This window comes from Kribbella sp. NPDC004138 (assembly GCF_053603655.1).
The window spans coordinates 26,219-49,348 of record NZ_JBSGFZ010000035.1; the positions used below are offsets into that span (position 1 = coordinate 26,219).

Below are 23,130 nucleotides of genomic sequence, written 5' to 3' on the forward strand. Positions count from 1 at the left end.
GACACGTGATGCTCAGCTCTTGGCGGCGGCGTCCCGGGCCGTCTTCTCCTGCTCCGGGGTGGCGTTCTCCGGGAAGTGGCAGGCGGTCTGGTGGCCCGGGCCCAGCTGGATCAGCGGGGGCTCGACCGTCTTGCAGATCTCCTGGGCCTTCCAGCAGCGGGTGTGGAAGCGGCACGCGGGCGGCGGGTTGATCGGGCTCGGGACGTCGCCCTGCAGCCGGATCCGCTCCTGCTTGCCCTTCCGCTTGGTGTCCGGCACCGGTACGGCGGACAGCAGCGCGACGGTGTACGGATGCATCGGCTTCTCGTACAGGCTGACCCGGTCGGCCAGCTCGACGATCTTGCCGAGGTACATGACCGCGACCCGGTCCGACACGTGCCGGACGACGGACAGGTCGTGCGCGATCATCACGTACGTCAAGTCGAACTCGTCCTGCAGGTCCTCGAGCAGGTTCACCACCTGCGCCTGGATCGACACGTCCAGCGCGGACACCGGCTCGTCGGCGACGATCAGCTTCGGCCGCAGCGCCAGCGTGCGCGCGATCCCGATGCGCTGCCGCTGGCCGCCGGAGAACTCGTGCGGGTACCGGTTGTAGTGCTCCGGGCTCAGGCCGACCAGCTCGAGCAACTCCTGCACGGCCTTCTTCACGCCGTGCTCGGTCTTCACATTCTGCAACTTGAACGGCGCACCGACGATCTTGCCGACCGTGTGCCGCGGGTTCAGCGAACCGTACGGGTCCTGGAAGATCATCTGGATGTCACGACGCAGCGGACGCATCGCCCCGTCCCGGAGATGGCTGATGTCCCGCCCCTCGAGCACGATCTTTCCGTCGGTCGGCTCCAGCAGCCGGGTCAGCAGCCGACCGGTGGTGGTCTTGCCGCAGCCCGACTCCCCTACCAGCGACAATGTCTCGCCCCGAGTGACGGTGAAGTCCAAGCCGTCGACCGCCCGGACCGCACCGGTCTCGCGCTGCAGCAGGCCGTGACGGATCGGGAAGTGCTTCTTCAGATTGGTGACGGCCAGCAGCTCTTCACCCACCGCGGGTGGCGTGATGGATGTATCGGTCTCAGTCGCGCTCACAGTTGCTCCGTCGTTCACAGCTTCGGCTTGATGTCGGTTTCCCAGCTCTTCCGGCGTTGCTCCGCCGTCAGGTGGCAGGCGACCCGATGGCCGTCGCCGATGTCGAGCAGTTCCGGCACCTCGGACTCGCTGGCGCCACCGGTCAGGCTCGCGTAGTTGCAGCGCGGATGGAACGCGCAACCGGACGGCACGTTGATCAGACTGGGCGGCGTGCCCTTGATCGGGACCAGCCGCTCGGTGCGCTCCTGGTCGATCCGCGGCATCGACCCGAGCAGACCCCAGGTGTACGGGTGCTGCGGGCGGTCGAAGATGTCCTCCGCGGTGCCGTACTCGATCGCGCGGCCGGCGTACATCACCTGGATGTCGTCGGCGAGCTCGGCGACCACGCCGAGGTCATGGGTGATGATGATGACGGCGGAGTTGAACTCGCGCTGCAGGTCCCGGATCAGGTCCAGGATCTGCGCCTGCACGGTGACGTCGAGCGCCGTGGTCGGCTCGTCGGCGATCAGCAGGTCCGGGTCGCAGGACAGCGCCATCGCGATCATCGCGCGCTGCCGCATACCGCCGGAGAACTGGTGCGGGTACGCGTCCACGCGCCGGTCGGGCTGCGGGATGCCGACCCGGTCCAGCATCTCGATCGCGTGCTTGCGCGCGACCTGCTTGCTGACCTGGTTGTGCACCCGGTACGCCTCGATGATCTGGTGCCCGACGGTGTAGAACGGGTGCATCGCGGACAACGGGTCCTGGAAGATCATCGCCATCCGCTTGCCGCGCAGGGCCCGCACCTCGTCCGGCGTGGCCCCGACCAGCTCCTGACCGTCGAGGAAGATCTCACCGGAGATCCGGGCAGTACCGGCCTTGTGCAGGCCCATGATCGACAGGCTCGTCACACTCTTGCCGGAGCCCGACTCGCCGACGATCCCGAGCGTCTTGCCGCGGTCGAGGTGGAAGGACAGGCCGTCCACCGACTTGACCAGCCCGTCGTCGGTCGGGAAATGAACCCTGAGGTCCTTGACTTCGAGGAAGCTCACGCACGTCCTGCCTTCGGTTCGAGATCCGTCACTTCAGCCGCACTCTCGGGTCCACGAAGGCATACAGCAGGTCGACCACCAGGTTCGAGAGCACGATGAAGAATGCGGCCACCAGCGTGACACCCATGATCTTGGGCATGTCCTGATCGGAGATGCCGATCACCGCGTACTTGCCGAGACCGTTGAGACTGAACACGTTCTCGGTCAGGACGGCGCCGCCGATCAGCAGGCCGAAGTCCAGGCCGAAGATCGTCAGGATCGGGGTCAGCGCCGCCCGGAGCCCGTGCTTGACGACGACGTCCCGTTCGACCAGGCCCTTGGCCCGCGCGGTCCGGATGAAGTCCTCGTTCATCGTCTCCAGCATGCCCGCGCGGGTGAGCCGCGCGTACTGCGCCGAGAACAGGAACGCCAGCGTGATCCAGGGCAGCATCAGCGCATAGGCCCAGCGGATCGGATTCTCCGTGAACGCCACGTACGAGCCGCCGCCGGGGAAGAGGCCCCACCTGTAGCTGAAGAACGACAACGCCATCAGGCCGGTCCAGAAGATCGGCATCGACACGCCGGCCAGCGCCACCATCATCGCCGTCCGGTCCAGCACCGTCCCGCGCCGCAGCGCCGACAGCACACCGACCGCCAGACCGCCGGCCAGCCACAGCACCGACGCGCCGATCGCCAGCGAGAGGGTCACCGGGAAGCGGTCGAGCAGATCCGGCCACACCGGCGTCCGGCTGATGAAGGAATAGCCCAGGCAGGGCGCCGGGCAATGCTCCACGCCGGTGCCCAGGTTGTAGTCCGCGCCGACGAAGATGCCCTTCGCCCAATGCCAGTACTGCACCGTGACCGGGTCGTAGAAACCCAGGGCGTTCGCGGTCGCCTTCACGGTCTCCGCGGTGGCGGAACGGCCGACGTACCGGCTGGCGAGCGTTTCCGGTGTCGCACCGGCCAGCCGCGGGAACATATAGAAGATGCCGAAGGTGAGCACGCTGACGACGAACAACGTGCCGGCGGCGGCGAGCAGGCGCCTGATGATGTATGCGATCACGGATCCTGGCCTCGGTGGCCGGCCGGGGAAGCTGTCCCCGGCCGGTCACCTGCAGCCTTACCTTCCTACTTGAGCGAGAAGCGTTACGGCTTGCCGAGCGAGAGATAGTCGTACATGCCGTACTGGTCGTTGACGAACACGTTCGTCAGGTTCTGCCCGCGCACCATCAGGGTCTTCGCCCACAGGCCCGGGTAGATGACCGCCTGCTCCATCACCTTCTTGTCGATCTCGACCCACAGCGCCTCGCGCTTGGACTTGTCCAGCTCGACGCTGGCCTGGTCGAGCAGCTTGTCGACCTCCGGGATCCGGACGCTGGTGTTCGACGAGCCACCGGTGTCCCGGATGACCCGCGAGTCGACGATCTGCGACAGGAAGCCGAAGCCGTCGTTCCAGTCCGCGCCCCAGCTGTTGACGACCAGTCCGAGGTTGTTCTTCACCACGTACGGCGGGTTGCCGGCGTAGGTGGAGAAGTAGTCCTTGCGCGGGAAGCCCTTCGGCGTCAGCTTGATGCCGATCTTGGCGAGCGACTGCTGGAACGCCTCGGCCGCCGCCTTCTCCTTCGGCCGCTCGGTCCGGAAGGTGATGTTGGTGGAGAACCCGTTCGGGAACCCGCACTTGGTCAGCGCGTCCTTCGCCTTGGCCTCGTCGCCCTTGCTGTCCGGCGTCTCGTACATGTTGAACTTCTGCTGCCCCGGGATGACCGGCGGCATCAGGTTGCTGGCCAGCTCGCCACCGGCGAACTCGCCGCCGTACGCGGTCTGGTAGGCGGTCTTGTCCATGCCGTACATGACCGCCTTGCGGCACTCGATGTTGTCGAACGGCTTCACCGTCGGGTTGATGCTGACGTACTGGAAGCGGCCCAGCGTCGGGTTGTCCGCGCGCGACTTGAGGTTCGGGTCGCTCAGCACCCGGGTCTGCGTCGCGGGCGTGACGCCGACGCCGGTCACGGCGACGTCCAGGTCACCGGCGATGATCCGGTTGTCGATGTCCTCGGCGTTGACGTTCATCGACATCTCGATGCGGTCCGGCAGCGCCTTGCGGTTCGCGTCGGTCGACTGGTCCCACTGATCGTTCCGCACCAGGACGTAGCCCTTGGCGTCCTGGTAGGAGTCGAACTTGTACGGGCCGGACGAGATCACGTGTTCCTTGTACTTCGCACCGGTGTCCTTGGCCTGCGGGACCGGGATCGTCTGCGGCGTCATGGCCAGGTAGTCGAACCCGGCGAACGGCGCCTTCAGGTGGAACACGATCGTCAGGTCGTCGGGCGTGGTGATGGCCGAGTCGGTGTTCATCCCCTTCGACAGGTACGCACCCTTCCAGCCGGCCGGCCAGTTGAGCATCGTGTCGAAGTACGCCGGGCCGTCCGGGTGGACCTCCTTGGCCGTGGACCGCTCGACCGCGTACTTGACGTCCTTCGACGTGATCGGGGTGCCGTCCTCGTACTTCAGGCCCGAGCGCAGCTTGTAGGTCCAGGTCTTGGCGTTGTCGCTGGCCTTGCCCAGGCCGTCGGCCAGGTCGCCGACCAGCTCGTTGCTGGCGTCACCCGGAGCGACCTTGAACATCGTCAGCGAACGGCCCCAGTTCCGGATCATGTCCCACTGACTGCCGTAATAGGTGTCCCCCGGGTCCACCGAGTCCGGGGCGCTCTCGTCGGCGTACTTGATCGTGCCGCCCTTTTTGTCCGACGCGTTGAACACCTTGTTCATGGCTGCGTTGAACTCAGCCTTGCTCGACGAGCCGTTGTTGCTCGTCGACCCGCCGCTCCCGCCACAGGCGGTCAGCGCGAGGGCGAGCGCCGACATTGCGGCGATCACCGTCTTCCTTCTGGCGTTCATCGTTCTCCGATCCACCCCTTCGTGTCAGGAGTCAGGTCCAGCCGGCGCATCCGTCGCGCGCTAGCGGGCTCGTGGGTCGAGGGCGTCACGCAGACCGTCCCCGAACAGGTTGAAGGCCAGCACGGTGATGAAGATCGCCAGACCTGGCCAGAGCATGAAGTGCGGCAATGTGTAGAAGGCGACCGCGTCGGACAGCATGCCGCCCCAGGTCGCGGTAGGCGGCCGGACGCCGACGCCGAGGAACGACAGCGCCGCCTCGAACAAGATGTTCGTCGGGATCAGCAGCGTCGCGTAGACCAGGATCGGACCGAGCAGATTCGGCAGGATCTCGACGAACAGGACGTAGGGCCGCCGGGCACCGAGGCTGCGGGCGGCGTCGACGTACTCGCGTTCCCGCAGTGACAATGTCTGGCCTCGGATGATCCGGCCGATATAGGGCCAGTTGAAGAAGCCGACGATGAAAATCAGCAGGCTCACCCGGAGCGTGTTGCCCTGCAGCCCGAACGCGTTGTCGGGCATCACACCGGCCAGTGCGATCGCGAAGACCAGCAGCGGGAAGGCCAGGAACATGTCCATCAACCGGCTGATGACCGCGTCGACCCAGCCGCCGAAGAAGCCGGCGACAATACCCATCGTGGTGCCGATCACGACCGACAGCAGCGTCGCGAGGAAGGCGATCAGCAGCGAGATCCGGGAGCCGTAGACGACCCGGCTGAAGATGTCCCGGCCGTTGACCGGCTCCACGCCCAGCAGGTGGTCCCAGCTCATGCCGCCGAACGTGCCGAGCGGGGCCAGCGTGCCGCCCTTGGTGTCGATCAGATCCTGGTGGAACTCGTTCGGCGGATCACCGAACCACTTCACGATCAGCGGCGCGAAGATCGCCATCAGGATCAGCAGGCAGACCACCACCAGGCCGGCCATCGCGACCTTGTCACGCTTCAGGCGAATCCAGGAGATCTGCCACAGCGACCGGCCCTCGATCTTGCCGACACCTTCGAGTACGGCCTCCGGCTGCGTCGCCGACGACCCCGGCTCGACCTCGAGTGGCGTGCTCACGCGATGAGTTCCCCTGCCTGGTTCGGATGAACCGGAACGAAATCCGGAATGGCTGCCGCCTTAACCTGCCGCCATTACAGCCCGGAGTCAAACGCGGAAAGTGCTGCGTTGCCCGATCGTGATCGTCAGGAAATCGTCCCGTATCGTGGACTTTCCGCAGTAAACCACGGCGTCGCACCCACGGTCGCCAGGACCTCGCGAACCGTTACTGCCATGGCATTTTTGTGTCACCGGGCGACAGCCCGGAGGTCACCGTCGAAGGCCGGAAAGATAAAGGAACGACAACGGGTCGAGAGCCGTCGCGAGGTTCTCCACGCCCTTGCCGGCGACCACCGTGACGCGGCCCTGCCAGCTCGGGATCACCGGCGCGTCCTGCGCGATCACTCCTTGTAGTTGCCCGATCAGATCGTCGCGCTTCAGCCCGTTCTGCTCGGTGCGTTCCTGCTGCAGCAACTTCGTGGCCGCCGCCGACCGGTAGCCGTTCTGCAACGGAACGTCGGTGACGAACGGCGCCAGGTAGTCGTCCGCGTCCGGGTACTCCGGGGTCCACCCGGTCTGGTACAGGTCGTACGCCCCGGCCTTCGTCGCCTGCTGGTACTGCGGCCACTCCGCACCGCGCAACGTCACCCGGAACAACCCCGACGCGTCGAGCTGCCGCTTCAGCTCGAGCACCTCGGCCTTCGCGCCGACGCCGTACTGCGACGGCGTCCAGCCGACGGTCAGCGGCACCGGCGCCGCGATGTTCGCCTCTCTGAGGATCGTCGCGGCGGCCGCCTTGTTCGGCTGCTTGTACTGCGTCTTGAACGCGTCGGCCTGCCCGCCGTAACCGGGCGGCACCACCGAGTACAGCGGCGACACGCGGTCGCCGTACGCCTTCTTCGCGATCGCCTGGCGGTCGATCAGCTGCGCGACCGCCCGCCGGACCGCCGGCTTGCGGGCCAGCAGCGACTTCATCTGGAACGCGTACAGCCGGATCTCCGCCGAGCCCTTGTCGGCGATCTGCACCTGGTCGGACTTGCGCAGCTTGTCCAGCAGGCCGGGGCCGAAACCGTGGAACGCGAGGTCCGTCTTCCCGGTGGTCACCGCCTGGTACAGCGCGTTCGAGTCCTTCAGCAGGCTGATCGTGACGCCGTCGTTCTGCGCCGCCCGCGGTCCGCGGTAGCCGGCGAACTTCGTCAGCGTGACCTCGGTGCCCGGCTCGTACTTCGACAGCTGGTACGGTCCGCTGCCCATCGCCTTGGTGTCGAGCAACTTGTTCGCCGGGTAGGTCTCCTCGTCCACGATCGACGCGGCGGTGGTGGTCAGCAGGTACGGCAGGCGGGCGTCCGGGGTGGTCAGGTTGAAGACCGCGGTCAGCTCGTCCGGCGTACTCACCGACTTCACCGAGGAGAACAGCGCGGCCGCTCCCCCGGGCGTCTTCAGCCGGGCGAGCCGGTCGAAGCTGAACTTCACGTCGGACGACGTCAGCTCGTGCCCGTTCGGGAAGGTCAGGTGCTCCTTCAGGCTGCACGTGTACGTCGTCGGCGAGTCGAACTGGCAGTCGGCGGCGTCCGGGACCGGGGTCGGCTTGTCCGGCAGGATCGTCAGCAGCGTCTGGTACAGGTTCGCCTGGACGGTCCGCGAGCCGACGTCGTACCGGCCTGCCGGGTCCAGTGACGCGATCGTGTCGGTGGTCGCGAGCCGGAGCAGCATCAGCTTCGGCGTCGGCTCCCCCGGGTGCGGGGCGTTGTCGTCCGGCTCACCGCAGGCAGCAAGGGACACCCCGAGGGCACCCACTGCCACGGCCGCCGACACCCGGCGCACCCACTCGCTCACCGTCTCACCTTTCCCCAGCCCATTACCCGAAACAACGCCCCCGATGGGCTCAAGTGACGTTAGCTGGTCAACGGAGCAGCGCCCGCAAGGATTCCGGAGTCAGCGGCTCCAGCGACTTGACCACGAGCCGGCGCGGCGCGTCCGGGATCGTCACCCACTGCGGCACGGCGACCACGTACATGCCGGCCGCCGTCCCGGCCTGCGTGCCGGTCATCGAGTCCTCGATCACCACGCAGTTCGCCGGGTCCACACCGAGCCTGGCGGCACCGGTCAGGTACGGCTCCGGGTGCGGCTTGCCCAGCGTCACCTCGTCACCCGCGACGATCACGTCGAACGGGTCCGGCGGCAGGTGGCCGAGGACCGCGTCGATCATGCTCCGGTACGACGCCGACACCAGCGCGCACGGCACCTCTTCCTTGCGCAGCGCCTGCAGCAACTCCAGGGCGCCCGGCTGGAAGCTGACCTCCCGCCGGAGCGCCTCGACCACCTCCGAGAACATCCGGTCGGCCAGCTCGTCGGCGGTGATCACCCCCTCCGGGATCCGCGCCATCCACACCTGGACGGCGTCCCGCAGGTCGCTCCCGATCAAGGTCATGCAGTCCTCGATCGTCCAGGTCGCGCCGAGTCCGGCCAGCAGTTCGAGCTGCACCTCCGCCCAGACCTTCTCGGAGTCGACCAATGTCCCGTCCATGTCCCACAGCACCGCTTGCAGGGCCGGCAACTACCGCTCCTCTACGTCGTCTCCACGATCAGGTCGCCTCCATTCTCCCTGGTCGGGCACGACACGTTCCGCCTGGGGTGAAACCGGGCACACCGGAGCGGCCGAGCACGTAGGCTGGCAGTCCGATTGGCTACAGAGACGACAGGGGGCCTGCGAGTGGTTGACCTCGCGAACCTGAGGGACCCGGTCGTGATCGCCGCGTTCGAGGGCTGGAACGACGCGGCCGAGGCGGCCACCGGAGCGGTCGACCACCTGATCGACGAGTGGGACGCGGAGCTCGTCACGGCGATCGACCCCGAGGACTACTACGACTACCAGGTGAACCGGCCCCGGGTCAGCATCGACGAGGACGGCGGCCGGCAGCTCACCTGGCCGACCACGCGGATCTACCTGGCTCGTCCGGAGGACACCGGCCGCGACGTGCTGCTGATCCGCGGCGTCGAGCCGAACATGCGCTGGCGGGCGTTCTCCCGGGAGCTGCTGGAGATCGTCGACGAGTCGAACGCGCAGCTCGTCGTCGTGCTCGGCGCCCTGCTCGCGGACTCCCCGCACACCCGGCCGATCCCGGTCTCGGCGACCTCGTCCGACGAGGAGCTGACCGCGTCCTGGAGCCTGGAGCCGTCGACGTACGAGGGCCCGACCGGGATCACCGGCGTGTTCGCCGACCTGTGTACGACGCTCGGCGTGCCGGCGGTGTCGATCTGGTCCGCGATCCCGCACTACATCGCAGGGACGCCGTGCCCGAAGGCGTCGCTGGCGCTGCTCAGCAAGATCGAGGAGCTCCTGGACCTGGCCATCCCCGAAGGTGAGCTGCCCGAGCTCGCGCGGGCCTGGCAGCGCGGCGCGGACGAGCTCAGCGAGGAGGACCCCGAGGTCGCGGAGTACGTCCACTCGCTCGAGGAGCAGCGCGACACCGCCGACCTGCCGGAGGCCACCGGCGAGGCGATCGCCGCCGAGTTCGAGCGCTACCTGAAGCGCCGCAACAAGAACCGGCCGGGCGAGTAGATCTACAGTTCCCGGGCCGCGGTGGCGATCACGTCGTCGAGCACTGCCCGGGACGTGGCCAGGTCGGCGATCATCCGGTCGATGCGATCCCGCTCGGCGGTCAGCTCGACGACCAGCTCCGGGGTGGCCCGCTCGTTCGGGCCGCCGTCGGGGTCGCGCATACACGGCAGCAGCTGAGCGATCTTCTTGCTGTGCAGTCCGGCCGCGAACAGCTCCTGGATCAGGATCACCCGGTCGACGGCGCGCTCGGCGTACTCACGCTGTCCGCCCGCCGTCCGCTCGGAGACGAGCAGCCCCTGCGCCTCGTAGTACCGCAGCGACCGCACGCTCACCCCGGTCCGGTCGGCCAGCTCCCCGATCCGCACGGTCACCTCCGGGACTTGAACCTGACACTGATGTCAGACTCTACCGTCCCGGTATGACGCTCTACGACTCCCTTTACGACTACAGCCCGCTCCCCTCCCGGCCCCGCCTGACCTGGCCCGACGGCAAGCGCGTCGCGTTCTACGTCGGCCTCAACATCGAGCACTTCCTCCCCGGCAAGCCGTCCACGAGCATCTGGCCGCTCGACCTCGATCCCGATCCGCTCAACCACGGCTGGCGGGAGTACGGCGCCCGGGTGGGGATCTGGCGCACCATCGACATCCTCGACCGGTACGGCGTCCGCGCGAGCGCCCTGCTCAACTCCGACGTCGCCGAGCACACCCCGCAGATCGTCAAGGCCGGCGTCGAGCGGGACTGGGCCTGGCTCGCCCACGGCCGGACGAACTCGGTCCTCCACACCGGATACGAGCCCGAGGAGGAACGACGCGTCCTCACCGAGATCACCGACACCATCGAGACCGCCACCGGTCAGCGCCCCAAGGGCTGGATGGGCCCCGCCCTGACCGAGACGCACAACACGCCGCAGCTGCTCTCCGAGCTCGGCTACCAGTACGTCCTCGACTGGACCAACGACGACCAGCCGTACCGCCTCAACGTCCCCGGCATGCTCAGCGTCCCGTACACCGTGGAGCTCAACGACCTCGGCCTGTTCCTCCGCGGCCTCAGCGGCCCGGACTTCCTGCAGATGGTGAAGGACCAGTACGACGTCCTGCGCGACGATTCTGCGGACACCGGGCGGGTGATGGCTCTCGCGCTGCACCCGTTCGTCATCGGGCAGCCGTTCCGGGCGAAGTACCTGGACCTCGCACTCCGGTACATCGCCGCGCAGCCGGACGTCTGGATGACCACCAGCGACGAGATCGCCGCGCACTACGCGGCGGCGTAACCACCGCGGGGTGTGGACCGTTGTTACCAACGGGTTTATTCTCGACCGGACAACTGGGGGGTGACGGTCCGCCGTCACCGCAAGCACGGGGAGCAACGACATGCGCAGGCGCGACGAGCGGGGCGGTAGCTCGGTCCCGGCGCTGGCCGTGCTCCTGCTCCTCGGCGTGGTCGCCACGGTCGGCATCCTCGGCAACAAGAAGCACGAGACGGTCGACCTCACCACCCTGACCGCCTCGACGACCGCCACGACCATCACCACCGCACCCCTGGACGGCGAGCCGTACGCCGGCACCACCGGCCTGGTCGTGCACCCGCGGACCGAGGCCGCGCTCTACAGCGCCCCGGACCTCGACGGCGCGGACGCCTTCGGCAAGATCGGCCCGACCCAGTTCGGGCCGACCTGGCTGCCGGTGGTGGAGCAGACCGACGGCTGGGTCCGCGTCCTGCTCCCCTCCAAGCCCAACCGGTCCACCGGCTGGCTCCGCGACGAGGACCTCGACCGAGCCACGTCGTCGTACCTGATCCGCGTGCACACCAACTCGCGGACGCTGGAGCTGTTCCTGAACAACAAGAGCCTCGGCAGCTGGAAGGCCGGGGTCGGCGCGCAGCAGACGCCGACGCCGCCCGGCCGGACGTTCCTGCTCGGCTCGATCATCGACCACAAACGCTCCGCCTCGCCGATCGTGCTGCCGCTGGGTGCGCACAGTCCCACCTTGGACACGTTCGGTGGCGGGCCTGGTACGGTCGCGATCCACGGCTGGCCGAATCCGCGCGTGTTCGGAGCGGCCATCAGCGCCGGCTGCGTCCGGGTGCCGCGGACCGCGCTGGCCCATCTGCAGAAGGTTCCGCTCGGGACGCTCGTCCTGATCGACAGCAAATAGAGGAGATCCGATGCGACGACCATTGAGGAGGCGTCTGACGCCGACCGTGCTGACGGCCGCGGCCGTGGCCGGCGTCGTGACGTTCAGCCTGGTCGCGAGCGCCCCCGTCGGCAACGCGGCAGCCCGCCCCTCCTCGGCGTACGCCGTGAGCGCCGAAGGCCAGGTGCCGATCCCGAAGACGCCGTACGCCGAGTCGCTCGACGGCAAGCGGCACACGACGTCCGCGCTCGAGCTCCCGCAGAACCCGCTGCTCTCGGTCCGGGCAGGTACGGCGACCGCGGGCAACGACTCGGCCTCGGTCGAGCTGTTCGACATCGTCGTCGGCCCGGACATCCTCAGCCAGGTGACGATCCCGGCGGAGCTGAAGAACCAGTGCACGTCGCTGCCGACGACCGGCGCCGACAACCTGCCGATCCCGGACATCGCGCTGCCCGACCTCGGCCTGCCACTGCCGCAGCTGAGCACCAAGGACCTGCCGGTGAAGAACCTGCCGGACCTGTGCAACCTGCTGCTGAACCCGCCGAAGTTGCTGCTCGGCATCGACTCGCTGAACGTCTGGTGCTCCGGTGACACCGGCGGCGTGGACATCGGCTCGCTGACGCTGCTCGGCCGCACCATCAAGGCGCCGAGCACCAAGCAGGGCGCGTCGCTGCCGTCGAACCCGCTGGCGACCATCAAGGTCAACAGTCAGGGCAAGCACTCCGACGGCGCGTTCACGGTGACGGGCCTGAGCATCGACCTCGGCGGAGGGACCGAGGTCATCACGCTCGCCTCGGCCACCTGCGCCACGCCCGCCGCCAAGCCCAAGCCCACCCCGAAGCCGAGCCCGCCGGTCGAGGCCCCGGCGCAGGTCAACACCCCGCCGGCGGCCCCCGTGCCGACCCCGGTCAAGACCCACCACCCGGTCACCGGCTGACCGCAGCCGCTGGGCTAGAGCTTCACGCCCAGCAAGGCATCACAAGCCTGAGCGATGAGGGCGGGGGCCTCATGGTCCTCGCCCTCGCTCTCGGCCCACGCGTCGACAGCTGCCAACGCACCGGCGGTGTCCAAGTCGTTGGTGAGCGCCGCCCGTACGGCGTCAACCGCAGCCGCCCCGTCCGGCCCGGAGCCACGCCCAATCGCGCCCCGCCACACGTCCAGTCGCGCCTGCGCATCCGTCAGATCCGAGGCGGTCCAGAACCAGTCCGTGCGGTAGTGATGCGTCAGCAGTGCCAACCGGATCGCCATCGGATCAGCGCCGGCCGTCCGCTCCTTCGACACCAGCACCAGATTGCCCTTGGACTTCGACATCTTCTCGCCGTCCAGCCCGACCATCGCCTGGTGCACGTACGCCCGCGCGAACGGGTACTCCCGGGTCGCGACCTGCGCCCCGCTCGCGGACATCTCGTGGTGCGGGAAGATCAGGTCCGACCCGCCGCCCTGGACGTCGAACGTCATGCCGAGATACTTCAGCGCGATCGCCGAGCACTCGACGTGCCACCCCGGCCGGCCGCGACCGAGCGCGGAGTCCCACGCCGGCTCCCCAGGCCGCTCGTACCGCCACAGCAGGCTGTCGAGCGGGTCCCGCTTGCCCTCGCGGTCCGGGTCGCCGCCGCGCTCCGCGAACAGCTCGCGCATCGTCTCGCGGTCGTAGTTCGACACACTGCCGAACGCCGGGTCCGCCTTCACCGCGAAGTACAGGTCGCCGTCGACGGAGTAGACCGCGTCCGCGCGGCGCAGGTCCTCGACCGCGCTCGCGACCAGGTCGATCGACTCGACCACGCCGATGTAGTGCTGCGGCGGGATCACCCGCAGCGCGGTCATGTCGTCGCGGAACAGCTGGATCTCCTGCGCCGCGAGGTCGGTCCACTCGACGCCGGTCGCGGTCGCGCGCTCCAGCAGCGGGTCGTCGACGTCGGTGATGTTCTGCGTGTACGAGACGTCGTACCCGGCGTCGCGCCACAGGCGGTTGATCAGGTCGAACGTGACGTACGTCGCCGCGTGGCCCATGTGCGTCGCGTCGTACGGCGTGATGCCGCACACGTACATCCGGGCCGTCCCGCCGTCGCCCGGCGGGACCTCGACCAGGCCGCGCGACGCGGTGTCGTAGAGGCGTAGCCGCCGGGCCGGGCCCGGTACGACCGGGATGTCTGGTTTCGTCCACGCCTGCATGTGTCGGAGCTTATGCCAGTCCGATTTTCAATGACGCGACACGGTTCCATTCCGTGGTCCGGACGGCGACGTGCACCCCGGCGGCCGCTAATCTCGCCGAACGATGAGTGCAGACTTCAGTCCCGAGCTCCAGGCGTACGGCGGCTGGATCGCCGCCGCCGCGATCCAGCAGCAGGACCTGTTCAACGACGTGGTCGGACCGGACTCGCTGGAGGCCGACCTGGACGCGCGCACGCTCAGCAGCGAGCGCGGCGTCCTGGGCGGGATCTCCCTGCTCGGGAGCTTCTCCGAGCTCGACCGGACCTGGCTGTGGGGCTGGGCGAACCCGGGGTTCGGCCCGGACGCGCCCGCGGTCGCGCCGACGCTTGCGATCCGCGAGTTCGGCGAGCGGCACGGGATCTCCGAGTTCACCACCGACAGCCCGGACCTCGGCGGGTTCGAGCAGCCCGCACAGGCGGCGATCACGCTGGCGATCGCCGCCGGGTCGGTGCTCGGCGGCCGCGGAGTCTGGTCGACGGCGATCAACGAGGGGCGCGGGCACGTGTACCTGCACGTCGCCGACGAGCAACTGCCGCGGGCAGACTTCGACGCGATCGCCACGCCGCGGCTGCTGATGACCGCGGTCAGCGTCTTCCCCGCCGACCACCGCCAGGTCGTCCGCGGCTACCTGCAGCACTTCGGCCTGCGGTACGACGAGAGCGCCGAGGCGATCCGCGGTACGGCGCCGGACGGCGGGCCGGTCGTGGTCGAGTTCGACGACCTCGGCCGGATCGGCAACATCAGCGTGCAGCCGCGGTCCTAGAAAGCCGGCCAGGGGATCGCGGGCCAGTCCTCGCTCGGGTACGGGAAGGTTCCGGTCTTGAGCAGGGTCGAGCAGCGTTCCCGGGTCGCGGTCAGCTCGACGGCGGTGACGAGCTCGCACAGTTGCTGGCCGAGACCGCCGGCCAGCTGATCCGCCAGCCGCCGGACGTCGTCCAGCAGGTCCGCCGGGATCGGCTCACCGGCCCAGCCCCAGAGAACCGTGCGGAGCTTGTCGTCGGCGTTGAACGTGACGCCGTGGTCCACGCCGAACACGCGCCCGTCGCCCGGGTTCAGCACGTGGCCGCCCTTGCGGTCGGCATTGTTGACCAGGGCATCGAACACCGCCATCCGCCGCAACGCGTCGGTGTCGGCGTGCACGAGAGTGACCGGGTTGTGGCGGCCGTCGAGCGCATCCAGGACACCCACCCAGCCGTCAGGGACGCGGCCCTGCGGCACGATGTCGACCAGCTCGGTCTCCCCCGCGCCGAGCTCGGCCTCGTCGATCCACAGCTGGACCATGCCTTCGCCGAGCGGCCCGTCGCGCAGCAGTGTCGGCGGCACGATCGACCAGCCGAGCGCCTCGGACACGACGTACGCCGCGAACTCGCGCTGGGCGAGCGTGCCGTCCGGGAAGTCCCACAGCGGCCGCTCCCCCTCGACCGGCTTGTAGACCACCGTTGCGGTGTCGCCGGCCAGGCTGACCGAGCCCTGGTAGGTGCCGTTCGAGGCCGCGACCAGGCGGCCGTGCAACGACAGCTCCCCGAGGGCGAGCAGCTCCGGGTCGGCGCTCATCGTGGCGTCATTCCGGCAGGTGCCTGCGGTAGCCGTTGGCCCGCGGGCAGATGTGACCGTCGGCGTCGATCGGCCGCCCGCAGAACGGGCAGCTCGGCCGCCCGGACGCGACCAGCGCGACCGCCCGCCGGGCGAACGCCCGGGCCTGCTCCTCGGTGATCCGGACGATGAACACCTCGGCGTCCTCGGACTCCATCGCCGCGGCCACCGGGTCGGTCTCCTCCAGGTCCGCCTGGTCGCCGGTGACGACCGCGAAGACCTCGATCACGACCCGCTCGGCGTCGGCCTCCCAGGCCAGCGTCATGGTGCCGGCCCGGAACTCCTCCTCGATCGGCTGCTCGAGCGGCGCGGTGTCGTCGACCGCGGTCTGCGTGACCGGGTCGCGGTCGAACCGCCGCGCGACCTCGTCCAGCATCACGTCCAGCCGCTCGGCGAGGGCCATCACCTGTTCCTTCTCGCACGCCACCGAGGTGAGCCGGTGCCCGGCCCGGGCCTGCAGGAAGAACGTCCTCGCACCGGGTTCGCCCACGGTGCCGGCGACGAACCGCTCGGGGTCGTCGTAGGAGTGCACAACTCGCGCCATACCCAGACCCTATTACCGTCCACCGACCACGGCGTCCGAGGACTGCTTCTTGGGCTTGCCTTTCGCTGACGGCTTAGGGACCAGCGAGGCCAGTTCGCTGCCGGAGTCGTTCAGCCGGACCAGGAACGGGCGGGTCTTGGTGTAGGTGATGATCGTCGTCGACGCGGTGTCCACGACGATCCGCTGGAACGTGTCCAGGTGCTGACCGAGCGCGTCCGCGACGATCGCCTTGATCACGTCGCCGTGCGAGACCGCGACCCAGATCGCGTTGTCACCGTGGCTTTTCGCCAGCTCCGCGTCGTGCCCGCGGACGGCGTCGACCGCGCGCTGCTGCATCGCCCGCATCGACTCGCCGCCCGGGAACGTGACCGCGGACGGGTGCTGCTGCACGACCGCCCACAGCGGGTCCTTCGCCAGCGTCGCGATCTTCTGTCCGGTCCAGTCGCCGTACCCGCACTCGGTCAGCCGGCGATCCGTTGCCGGACGCAACCCGTCGTGCTGCTTCGCGATCGCGGCCGCGGTCTGCTTGCAGCGCTCGAGCGGGGAGGTGACGATCGCGGCCAGTGGCAGCTCGGCGAGCCGCTGCGCGACCGCAGCGGCCTGCTGGACGCCGGTGTCGTCCAGCTTCACGCCGGGCGTCCGGCCCGCCAGCGTGCCGGACGTGTTCGCGGAGCTACGACCGTGGCGAACCAGGATCACGGTGGGCATGGAGTGCACGTTATCCCGTCCGCGCAAGTCCTGATGCGGTGCCCGATGCCATACCCGATGCCATGATGGTGCCGTGATCGTGGACTGCGGGGTGTACGCCGAGGGGGAACGGCAGGACCTGCCCAAGGATCCCGAGACCGTTGCCGACGCCATCAAGGACACCGACGGCCGGGCCGGCAGCTTCGGCTGGATCGGCCTGCACGAGCCGTCGGACGCCGAGATGGCGCGGGTGCAGCGGCTGTTCGGCCTGCACGATCTCGCGGTCGAGGACGCGCTGCAGCTCCACCAGCGCCCGAAGGTCGAGCGGTTCGGTGACACGCTTCTCGTCGTCCTGCGGACGCTCTGGTACGTCGACGAGGGCGACGCCGTCGAGACCGGGCAGGTGACCGCCTTCGTCGGACCGCGGTACGTCGTGACCGTGCGGCACGGGAAAGGCGGCGAACTGGCCACCACCCGGCACGAGCTCGAGGAGCGGGCCTCGATGCTCGGGCACGGCCCGGCCGCGGTGCTCTGGGCGGTCTCGGACGCGATCGTCGACGACTACGAGCGGGTCGCCGAGCAGGTCGAGATCGACGTCGACGAGATCGAGAGCTCGGTGTTCTCCCCCGAGCGCACCAGTGACGCGGAGCGGATCTACCGGCTGAAGCGCGAGGTGCTCGAGATGCGCCGCGCGATCGACCCGCTGCGGGAGCCGATGGAGCAGTTCGCGCACGGCGGCGGCGGACTCGGCCCGAAGGCCGGCCCGTTCTTCCGCGACGTCGCCGACCACCTCAGCCGGGTCTCCGACCAGGCCGAGGCGATCGACACCCTGCTCACGTCCGCCCTCAACGCGCATCTGGCCCGCGTCTCGGTGCAGCAGAACGACGACATGCGCAAGATCTCCGCCTGGGTCGCCATCGCCGCCGTACCGACGATGCTGGCCGGCATCTACGGCATGAACTTCGACAACATGCCCGAACTCCGCTGGCACTTCGGCTACTACGCCGTCCTCCTCCTGATGGCCCTCGTCTGCTTCACCATGTACCGCTTCTTCCGCAAGGTCGGCTGGCTCTGACCCCGATCACCCCGTTACGTCCGAACAACTGGAGAGACGTCGCTCCCGTTGTTCGGACGTAAGCGAAATCGGTTCTAGGTCGCGGTGATCGTGCTGGTGGCCAGGAGGATGATCAGGACGATGCCGAGGAGGACGCGGTAGAAGGCGAAGACCGAGATCGAGTGTTTCGCGACGAAGCGGAGCAGCCAGGCGACCGACGCGTAGGCGACGACGAAGCTGACGACCGTGCCGACGATCAGCGGGACGGCACCGACGTCGCCGCTGAGGGCGTCCTTCAGCTCGTAGATGCCCGCGCCGACCAGGGCGGGAATGCCGAGCAGGAAGGAGACCCGCGTGGCGGCGACCCGGTCGAGGCCGCGGAACAGGCCGGCCGAGATCGTCGCCCCGGAGCGGGACACGCCGGGGACCAGCGCGAGGCACTGGACGACACCCATCACGATCGCGTCGACCATCGTGATCCGGGTGAGTGGTCTCGACTTGGAGCCGAGCCGCTCGGCCGCGACCATCACGACCGACCAGCCGATCAGTGCACCGGCCACCCACCAGAGGCTGCGCAGCGGTCCCGAGATCACGTCCCGGGCCAGGAAACCGACGATCACGATCGGCGTCGAGCCGACGATCACGTACCAGCCCATCCGGTGGTCGAACTCGCCGCGGTGTTCGGGCTTGACCAGGCCGCGGACCCAGGCGACGGCGATCCGCCGGATGTCCTGCAGGAAGTAGAGCACCACGGCCGCGATCGCGCCGATCTGGATCACCGCGGTGAACCCGGTGATCGACGGGTCGTCGATCTTCAGCCCGAGCATCTTCGCGACGATGGTCAGGTGCCCGGTGCTGGAGACCGGGAGGAATTCGGTCAGCCCCTCGACGATGCCGAGGATGATGGAGTCCCAGATCGTCATCAGTGGCCGGCTCCGGACAGTTCCAGCGCCTCCGCGGCGGTCCGCAGGTCGGCGATCCGCTGCTCGACGGTCGGCGCGAACGGCGTCAGCGACACCGTCGTCGCGCCCGCCTCGGCGTACGCCGTGAGCTTCTCGGCGATCCGCTCCTTGCCGCCGAGCAGCGAGATCGAGTCCAGGAAGCCGAACGGTACGGCGGCCATCGCCTCGCGGTGCTTCTTGGCCAGGTACAGGTCCTGGATCTCCTTCGCCTCGTCGGCGTACCCCATCCGCACCGCGAGCGCGTTGTAGAAGTTCTTCTCCCGGCTGCCCATGCCGCCGACGTACAGCGCGGCGTACCCGCGGACCGGGTCGGCCGCGGCCTGGATGTCGTCCCCGGTCATCAGCGGGGTGGTGACCACGACGTCGAACCCGTCGAGGTCCTCCTGACGGTTCTGACGGGCGGCACGGCCCGTCCTGATGTGCGCCAACTGCTCTCCAAGGAAGCCTGGGTCGTTGAGGATCCCGAGCCAGCCGTCGGCGATCTCGCCGGCCAGCTCGAGGTTCTTCGGGCCGACCGCGGCCAGGTACACCGGCACGTGGTCGCGGATCGGCCGCACGGTCAGTTTCAGCGCCTTGCCCGGCCCGTCGGGCAGCGGCAGGGTGAAGTACTTCCCCCCGTACACCACCGTCTCGCGCCGCAGGGCCGCGTTCACGATGTCAACGTACTCACGGGTCCTGAGCAGAGGCTGAGAAAACCGGACGCCGTGCCAGCCCTCCGACACCTGCGGCCCGGACACGCCGAGGCCGAGCCGGAACCGGCCGTTCGACAGCCGGTCGAGGGTGGCCGCGGTCATCGCGGTCATCGCCGGCGTCCGGGCCGGGATCTGGAACACGGCCGCGCCGACGTCGATCGTGGTGGTCTGGGCGGCGATCCAGCTGAGCAGCGTAGCGGCGTCCGAGCCGTACGCCTCCGCGGCCCAGGTGACCGAGAATCCGAGTGCCTCGGCCTCCTTCACCAGCCTCAGGTGGTCCAGATGGTCGTCGCCGCCGTAGACGAAGCCGATGTTCAGTCCGAGTCGCATGACTGGCGAGCCTAGCGAGCCGTTGTCGGTGGCTCGCAATAGGCTCGGTGCATGCAGCAGCGCTATCTCGGTCACAGTGGCTTGGCGGTGAGCAGGCTCGGCCTGGGCACCATGTCGTGGGGCCGGGACACCGACGAGCACGAGGCGCGCGAGCAGCTCGCCGCGTTCGTGTCCGCCGGCGGCACGCTGATCGACACCGCGGCGGCCTACGGCGACGGCGACAGCGAGCTGCTGATCGGGTCGCTGCTCGGCGACGTGGTGGACCGCGACGACCTGGTGATCGCGACCAAGGCCGGGTTCAGCGTCCGCCGGGGCGAGCGGATCACCGACACCTCCCGGGGCGCGCTGCTGCGCGATCTCGAGGGCTCGCTGCGGCGGATGAAGGTCGACCACATCGACCTCTGGCAGCTGCACACCTGGTCCGACGACGTGCCGCTGGAGGAGACGCTGTCGGCGCTCGACCACGCCGTCAGCTCCGGCAAGGTGCGGTATGTCGGCGTGTCGAACTACGCCGGCTGGAAGTCGGCGCGCGCGGTCACCTGGCAGCAGGCCTGGCCGGGGCGCGCGGTGCCGGTCAGCAACCAGGTCGAGTACTCGCTGCTCGCACGGGACGCCGAGGTTGACGCCCTGCGCGCCGCCGCCGGCCTCGGCATCGGGGTCCTCGCCTGGTCCCCGCTCGGCCGCGGTGTACTGACCGGGAAGTACCGCACGGGCATCCCGGCGGACTCCCGCGCGGCGTCCCAACATCTGTCCAGATTCGTCGACCCCTATCTCGACGCCCGGGCTTCGGGCATCGTGGAAGCGGTCGCACGAGCCGCCGACGGGCTCGGCTGGACCCCGCTCGAGGTGGCGCTCACCTGGGTGCGGGACCGGCCGGGGGTGTCGGCGGCGATCGTCGGGGCCCGGACAGCACTGCAACTGAAATCGGTTCTGGGTGTGGAGGAGCTCACATTGCCGCCCGCCATCGTCGCGGCACTGGAGGATGTTTCCTGAGGGCGTAGTACTGGAGGTGCGGATGGCCGAATACGAACTGCAGCAGTTCGAGGTGTCCAGGACGGAGTCCCGCGGTGCGGTGCGCAAGCTGCTCACCGAGCACGCGGAGTACGGCGGGTGGGAGCTGGCCAGGCTCCGGCGCTACCCGGACGGATCGCGGCGCGTCTGGTTGCGCCGCCGCATCATCCGCGTGATGCGGACCCTCTGACCGGCCCGGAAAGTCCGGGCCGTTCTCGCGGCGCAATATCTCTGCTCCAGAGGTATTCTGGACGGCGTGAGCGAACTCCTGGCCGAGGAACTGATCGCCGCGATCGGGCTCGTACGGCGGCGGCTGCGCCGCTCCGCGGGACGCCCGTTCCCGTTGTCCGCGCTCACCGATTCGCAGGCCGAGCTGGTCCGCACCGTGCGCCGCAACCCCGGCATCTCGGTCGCCGAGGCCGCCGCCGAGCTCGGCCTGGTCGCGAACACGGTGTCGACCCTCGTCGGGCAGCTCACCGAGCGCGGCCTGCTGCAGCGCACGCCCGACGCGTCCGATCGGCGCGTCGCTCGGTTGACGCTCAGCGAGCCGGCCCGTGAACAGGTCGAGGCCTGGCGCGACCGCCGTACGGCGCTGGTGTCCGGTGTGCTCGATGACCTGTCGCCGGACGAGCGGGACGCGCTGGTCGCCGCGCTGCCGGTGCTGACCGGGCTCGCGGAGCGCCTGCATCCCTACGAGCAGCTCAGGAAGGAGCGCGTATGAGTGCGGAACCCGCGGTGTCGGTGACGGGTCTGAGTCACCGGTTCGGTGACCAGCTCGCGGTCGACGACCTCGACCTGACCGTCTCCCCTGGCGAATGCTTCGGCCTGCTCGGTCCCAACGGCGCCGGCAAGACGACGACGCTGCGGGTGCTGAACACGCTCTACCCGCCGCAGTCCGGCACCGTCCGGGTCTTCGGCCTCGACGTCCGCACCGACGCTATGCGGGTCCGCCGGGTGCTCGGGTACGTCCCGCAGCAGCTGTCCATCGAGGGCGCGCTCACCGGCCGCGAGAACGTCTCCTGGTTCGCGCGCCTGTTCGACGTACCGCGGCGGGAGCGGGCCGCGCGGGTGGCCGAGGTTCTGGCGATCGTCGACCTGACCGATGCGGCCGACCGGCTCGCGTCGACGTACTCCGGCGGGATGGTGCGCCGGCTCGAGCTCGCGCAGGCGCTCGTGAATCGGCCCGCGCTGCTCGTGCTGGACGAGCCGACGGTCGGGCTCGACCCGGTGGCCAGGGATTCGGTGTGGGCGCGGGTGCAGGAGATGCAGGAGCGGTACGGGATGACCGTGCTGCTGACCACGCACTACATGGAGGAGGCGGACATCCTCTGCGACCGGGTCGCCCTGCTGCACCTCGGCCGGCTCCGCGCGGTCGGTACGCCGGACGAGCTGAAGGCCGCGCTCGGTCCCGCCGCGAGCTTGGAGGACGTGTTCCGGCGCCACACCGGGGAAAGCCTGGAGGGTCAGGCGAAGGGAGGTCTGCGCGATGTCCGTGGCACCCGCCGCACCGCCCAGCGCCTGGGTTGATTCGCGCCCGCGCGCGGCGCTCCGGCTGTTCTCCCGGATCGGGACGTTCTGCCTGGTCGAGCTGCAGAAGCTGCGGCACGACCGGACCGAGCTGATCACCCGCGCGATCCAGCCGGTCCTGTGGCTGGTCATCTTCGGCCAGACGTTCAGCCGGATCCGGGCGATCCCGACCGGCGACGTCCCGTACCTCGACTACCTCGCGCCCGGCATCATCGCGCAGTCGGCGCTGTTCGTCGCGATCTTCTACGGGATCCAGATCATCTGGGAGCGCGACGCCGGGATCCTCACCAAGCTCCTGGTCACGCCGTCGCCGCGCTCGGCGCTGGTCGCCGGGAAGGCGTTCGCGGCCGGGGTCCGGACGATCTCCCAGGCGATCGTCGTCCTCATCGTCGCCGCGCTGCTCGGCGTCAGCCTCACCTGGAACCCGCTGAAGCTGCTCGCGATGCTCGCGGTCGTCGTGCTCGGGGCGGCGTTCTTCTCCTGCCTGTCGATGACGATCGCCGGCCTGGTGCTGCGCCGCGACCGGCTGATGGGCATCGGCCAGGCGATCACGATGCCGCTGTTCTTCGCGTCCAACGCCCTCTATCCGGTCGCCATCATGCCCGGCTGGCTCCGCGCGCTCTCGCACGCCAATCCGCTCACGTACGAGGTCAGCGCCCTCCGCGGCCTGCTGATCGGCCAGCCCACCAACTACCTGCTCGACTTCAGCGTCCTCATCGCCGCGGCGATCGCCGGCATCTGCGCGGCCTCGGCGCTGCTCGGACGGCTCGCGCGTTAGAGATCGAAGTCGTCCATCCGCTTC

The 23,130-nt window shown here is 69.2% G+C and carries 25 protein-coding genes; 11 read left to right on the forward strand and 14 right to left on the reverse strand.

The features are described from left to right. Positions 1 to 12 precede the first annotated feature (12 nt). The 7 genes from ACWEOO_RS37185 to ACWEOO_RS37215 form a co-directional block, all read right to left on the reverse strand. Positions 13 to 1,080, reverse strand: coding sequence for an ABC transporter ATP-binding protein (locus ACWEOO_RS37185; protein WP_359924912.1), 1,068 nt, complete (start codon positions 1,078 to 1,080; stop codon positions 13 to 15). Positions 1,081 to 1,094: 14 nt separating this feature from the next. Further along, entirely contained in the window at positions 1,095 to 2,111 is a 1,017-nt protein-coding gene (locus ACWEOO_RS37190; RefSeq protein ID WP_452147038.1) for an ABC transporter ATP-binding protein, read from the reverse strand. Positions 2,112 to 2,139: 28 nt separating this feature from the next. Further along, positions 2,140 to 3,153 carry an ABC transporter permease gene (locus tag ACWEOO_RS37195; protein ID WP_359924907.1) on the reverse strand — a complete coding sequence of 338 codons (1,014 nt, stop codon included), beginning with the start codon at positions 3,151 to 3,153 and terminating at the stop codon, positions 2,140 to 2,142. A gap of 83 nt (positions 3,154 to 3,236) precedes the next feature. After that, positions 3,237 to 4,988: an ABC transporter substrate-binding protein gene (locus ACWEOO_RS37200; protein ID WP_452147039.1), complete on the reverse strand. Its 1,752-nt coding sequence runs from the start codon at positions 4,986 to 4,988 to the stop codon at positions 3,237 to 3,239. A 60-nt stretch (positions 4,989 to 5,048) separates the two neighbouring features. Further along, positions 5,049 to 6,044, reverse strand: a complete 996-nt coding sequence (locus ACWEOO_RS37205; protein WP_359924901.1) for an ABC transporter permease — start codon at positions 6,042 to 6,044, stop codon at positions 5,049 to 5,051. Positions 6,045 to 6,293: 249 nt separating this feature from the next. After that, the gene (locus tag ACWEOO_RS37210) at positions 6,294 to 7,859 is read right to left on the reverse strand and encodes an ABC transporter substrate-binding protein (RefSeq protein WP_452147040.1); all 1,566 of its coding nucleotides are present in this window, start codon (positions 7,857 to 7,859) and stop codon (positions 6,294 to 6,296) included. 67 nt (positions 7,860 to 7,926) lie between these two features. Beyond that, entirely contained in the window at positions 7,927 to 8,580 is a 654-nt protein-coding gene (locus ACWEOO_RS37215) for an HAD family hydrolase (RefSeq protein WP_359924896.1), read from the reverse strand. 156 nt (positions 8,581 to 8,736) lie between these two features. On the opposite strand from ACWEOO_RS37215, the gene ACWEOO_RS37220 reads away from it, so the two are divergent. Next, positions 8,737 to 9,585 carry a PAC2 family protein gene (locus tag ACWEOO_RS37220; protein ID WP_359924893.1) on the forward strand — a complete coding sequence of 283 codons (849 nt, stop codon included), beginning with the start codon at positions 8,737 to 8,739 and terminating at the stop codon, positions 9,583 to 9,585. A 2-nt stretch (positions 9,586 to 9,587) separates the two neighbouring features. Here the strand turns inward: ACWEOO_RS37220 and ACWEOO_RS37225 are convergent, their stop codons facing one another. After that, positions 9,588 to 9,956, reverse strand: coding sequence for a MerR family transcriptional regulator (locus ACWEOO_RS37225; protein ID WP_452147041.1), 369 nt, complete (start codon positions 9,954 to 9,956; stop codon positions 9,588 to 9,590). A 47-nt stretch (positions 9,957 to 10,003) separates the two neighbouring features. Here ACWEOO_RS37225 and ACWEOO_RS37230 point away from each other — a divergent pair, with 47 nt between their 5' ends. The 3 genes from ACWEOO_RS37230 (at position 10,004) to ACWEOO_RS37240 (ending at position 12,654) form a co-directional block, all read left to right on the forward strand. Beyond that, the gene (locus ACWEOO_RS37230) at positions 10,004 to 10,855 is read left to right on the forward strand and encodes a polysaccharide deacetylase family protein (protein WP_452147042.1); all 852 of its coding nucleotides are present in this window, start codon (positions 10,004 to 10,006) and stop codon (positions 10,853 to 10,855) included. A gap of 100 nt (positions 10,856 to 10,955) precedes the next feature. Beyond that, positions 10,956 to 11,738, forward strand: coding sequence for a L,D-transpeptidase (locus tag ACWEOO_RS37235; protein WP_452147043.1), 783 nt, complete (start codon positions 10,956 to 10,958; stop codon positions 11,736 to 11,738). Between the two features lie 10 nt (positions 11,739 to 11,748). Then, complete coding sequence (locus tag ACWEOO_RS37240; protein WP_452147044.1) at positions 11,749 to 12,654, forward strand: hypothetical protein; 906 nt, start codon at positions 11,749 to 11,751, stop codon at positions 12,652 to 12,654. Between the two features lie 14 nt (positions 12,655 to 12,668). Here the strand turns inward: ACWEOO_RS37240 and mshC are convergent, their stop codons facing one another. Continuing rightward, complete coding sequence (gene mshC, locus ACWEOO_RS37245; protein ID WP_452147045.1) at positions 12,669 to 13,889, reverse strand: cysteine--1-D-myo-inosityl 2-amino-2-deoxy-alpha-D-glucopyranoside ligase; 1,221 nt, start codon at positions 13,887 to 13,889, stop codon at positions 12,669 to 12,671. Between the two features lie 103 nt (positions 13,890 to 13,992). Between mshC and ACWEOO_RS37250 the strand changes: the two genes are divergently transcribed. Continuing rightward, the gene (locus tag ACWEOO_RS37250; RefSeq protein ID WP_452147046.1) at positions 13,993 to 14,691 is read left to right on the forward strand and encodes a DUF6882 domain-containing protein; all 699 of its coding nucleotides are present in this window, start codon (positions 13,993 to 13,995) and stop codon (positions 14,689 to 14,691) included. On the opposite strand, the gene ACWEOO_RS37255 is transcribed toward ACWEOO_RS37250, so the two are convergent. The 3 genes from ACWEOO_RS37255 to ACWEOO_RS37265 are packed head-to-tail and all read right to left on the reverse strand — an operon-like array spanning position 14,688 to position 16,773. Continuing rightward, entirely contained in the window at positions 14,688 to 15,482 is a 795-nt protein-coding gene (locus tag ACWEOO_RS37255; RefSeq protein ID WP_359924875.1) for an SCO1664 family protein, read from the reverse strand. The two genes, ACWEOO_RS37250 and ACWEOO_RS37255, sit on opposite strands and share 4 nt — an antisense overlap. 7 nt (positions 15,483 to 15,489) lie before the next feature. Next, on the reverse strand, positions 15,490 to 16,065 hold the full coding sequence (locus ACWEOO_RS37260) for a DUF3090 domain-containing protein (protein ID WP_355692398.1): 576 nt from the start codon (positions 16,063 to 16,065) through the stop codon (positions 15,490 to 15,492). Between the two features lie 12 nt (positions 16,066 to 16,077). After that, positions 16,078 to 16,773, reverse strand: coding sequence for a histidine phosphatase family protein (locus ACWEOO_RS37265; protein WP_452147047.1), 696 nt, complete (start codon positions 16,771 to 16,773; stop codon positions 16,078 to 16,080). 73 nt (positions 16,774 to 16,846) lie between these two features. On the opposite strand from ACWEOO_RS37265, the gene ACWEOO_RS37270 reads away from it, so the two are divergent. Next, on the forward strand, positions 16,847 to 17,827 hold the full coding sequence (locus ACWEOO_RS37270) for a magnesium and cobalt transport protein CorA (protein WP_363708183.1): 981 nt from the start codon (positions 16,847 to 16,849) through the stop codon (positions 17,825 to 17,827). 74 nt (positions 17,828 to 17,901) lie between these two features. Here the strand turns inward: ACWEOO_RS37270 and ACWEOO_RS37275 are convergent, their stop codons facing one another. Both ACWEOO_RS37275 and ACWEOO_RS37280 read right to left on the reverse strand, forming a co-directional pair. After that, on the reverse strand, positions 17,902 to 18,729 hold the full coding sequence (locus tag ACWEOO_RS37275; protein ID WP_452147048.1) for an undecaprenyl-diphosphate phosphatase: 828 nt from the start codon (positions 18,727 to 18,729) through the stop codon (positions 17,902 to 17,904). Next, a complete protein-coding gene (locus tag ACWEOO_RS37280) occupies positions 18,729 to 19,790 on the reverse strand; it encodes an LLM class F420-dependent oxidoreductase (RefSeq protein WP_363708187.1) in 1,062 nt (353 codons plus the stop codon). Before ACWEOO_RS37280 ends, ACWEOO_RS37275 begins: the two co-directional genes overlap by 1 nt. Positions 19,791 to 19,841: 51 nt before the next feature. On the opposite strand from ACWEOO_RS37280, the gene ACWEOO_RS37285 reads away from it, so the two are divergent. From ACWEOO_RS37285 to ACWEOO_RS37305, 5 genes are all read left to right on the forward strand, one after another. After that, a complete protein-coding gene (locus ACWEOO_RS37285) occupies positions 19,842 to 20,783 on the forward strand; it encodes an aldo/keto reductase (protein ID WP_355480620.1) in 942 nt (313 codons plus the stop codon). Positions 20,784 to 20,805: 22 nt separating this feature from the next. Continuing rightward, the gene (locus ACWEOO_RS37290) at positions 20,806 to 20,991 is read left to right on the forward strand and encodes a DUF5703 family protein (RefSeq protein WP_130385444.1); all 186 of its coding nucleotides are present in this window, start codon (positions 20,806 to 20,808) and stop codon (positions 20,989 to 20,991) included. A 66-nt stretch (positions 20,992 to 21,057) separates the two neighbouring features. After that, entirely contained in the window at positions 21,058 to 21,522 is a 465-nt protein-coding gene (locus ACWEOO_RS37295) for a MarR family winged helix-turn-helix transcriptional regulator (RefSeq protein ID WP_452147049.1), read from the forward strand. Then, positions 21,519 to 22,328, forward strand: coding sequence for an ABC transporter ATP-binding protein (locus tag ACWEOO_RS37300; RefSeq protein ID WP_452147050.1), 810 nt, complete (start codon positions 21,519 to 21,521; stop codon positions 22,326 to 22,328). The genes ACWEOO_RS37295 and ACWEOO_RS37300 overlap by 4 nt, the downstream gene beginning before the upstream one ends. Next, entirely contained in the window at positions 22,288 to 23,106 is an 819-nt protein-coding gene (locus ACWEOO_RS37305) for an ABC transporter permease (protein ID WP_452147051.1), read from the forward strand. The genes ACWEOO_RS37300 and ACWEOO_RS37305 overlap by 41 nt, the downstream gene beginning before the upstream one ends. The last annotated feature ends 24 nt before the right edge of the window (positions 23,107 to 23,130 follow it).

What these genes read in the sequence shown, in the direction of transcription:
- ACWEOO_RS37200 (WP_452147039.1), bottom strand. Translation starts at nt 4,988, where the DNA reads ATGAACGCCAGAAGGAAGACGGTGATCGCCGCAATGTCGGCGCTCGCC.
- ACWEOO_RS37230 (WP_452147042.1), top strand. Translation starts at nt 10,004, where the DNA reads ATGACGCTCTACGACTCCCTTTACGACTACAGCCCGCTCCCCTCCCGG.
- ACWEOO_RS37235 (WP_452147043.1), top strand. Translation starts at nt 10,956, where the DNA reads ATGCGCAGGCGCGACGAGCGGGGCGGTAGCTCGGTCCCGGCGCTGGCC.
- ACWEOO_RS37240 (WP_452147044.1), top strand. Translation starts at nt 11,749, where the DNA reads ATGCGACGACCATTGAGGAGGCGTCTGACGCCGACCGTGCTGACGGCC.
- mshC (WP_452147045.1), bottom strand. Translation starts at nt 13,889, where the DNA reads ATGCAGGCGTGGACGAAACCAGACATCCCGGTCGTACCGGGCCCGGCC.
- ACWEOO_RS37250 (WP_452147046.1), top strand. Translation starts at nt 13,993, where the DNA reads ATGAGTGCAGACTTCAGTCCCGAGCTCCAGGCGTACGGCGGCTGGATC.
- ACWEOO_RS37255 (WP_359924875.1), bottom strand. Translation starts at nt 15,482, where the DNA reads ATGAGCGCCGACCCGGAGCTGCTCGCCCTCGGGGAGCTGTCGTTGCAC.
- ACWEOO_RS37260 (WP_355692398.1), bottom strand. Translation starts at nt 16,065, where the DNA reads ATGGCGCGAGTTGTGCACTCCTACGACGACCCCGAGCGGTTCGTCGCC.
- ACWEOO_RS37265 (WP_452147047.1), bottom strand. Translation starts at nt 16,773, where the DNA reads ATGCCCACCGTGATCCTGGTTCGCCACGGTCGTAGCTCCGCGAACACG.
- ACWEOO_RS37275 (WP_452147048.1), bottom strand. Translation starts at nt 18,729, where the DNA reads ATGACGATCTGGGACTCCATCATCCTCGGCATCGTCGAGGGGCTGACC.
- ACWEOO_RS37280 (WP_363708187.1), bottom strand. Translation starts at nt 19,790, where the DNA reads ATGCGACTCGGACTGAACATCGGCTTCGTCTACGGCGGCGACGACCAT.
- ACWEOO_RS37285 (WP_355480620.1), top strand. Translation starts at nt 19,842, where the DNA reads ATGCAGCAGCGCTATCTCGGTCACAGTGGCTTGGCGGTGAGCAGGCTC.
- ACWEOO_RS37290 (WP_130385444.1), top strand. Translation starts at nt 20,806, where the DNA reads ATGGCCGAATACGAACTGCAGCAGTTCGAGGTGTCCAGGACGGAGTCC.
- ACWEOO_RS37300 (WP_452147050.1), top strand. Translation starts at nt 21,519, where the DNA reads ATGAGTGCGGAACCCGCGGTGTCGGTGACGGGTCTGAGTCACCGGTTC.
- ACWEOO_RS37305 (WP_452147051.1), top strand. Translation starts at nt 22,288, where the DNA reads ATGTCCGTGGCACCCGCCGCACCGCCCAGCGCCTGGGTTGATTCGCGC.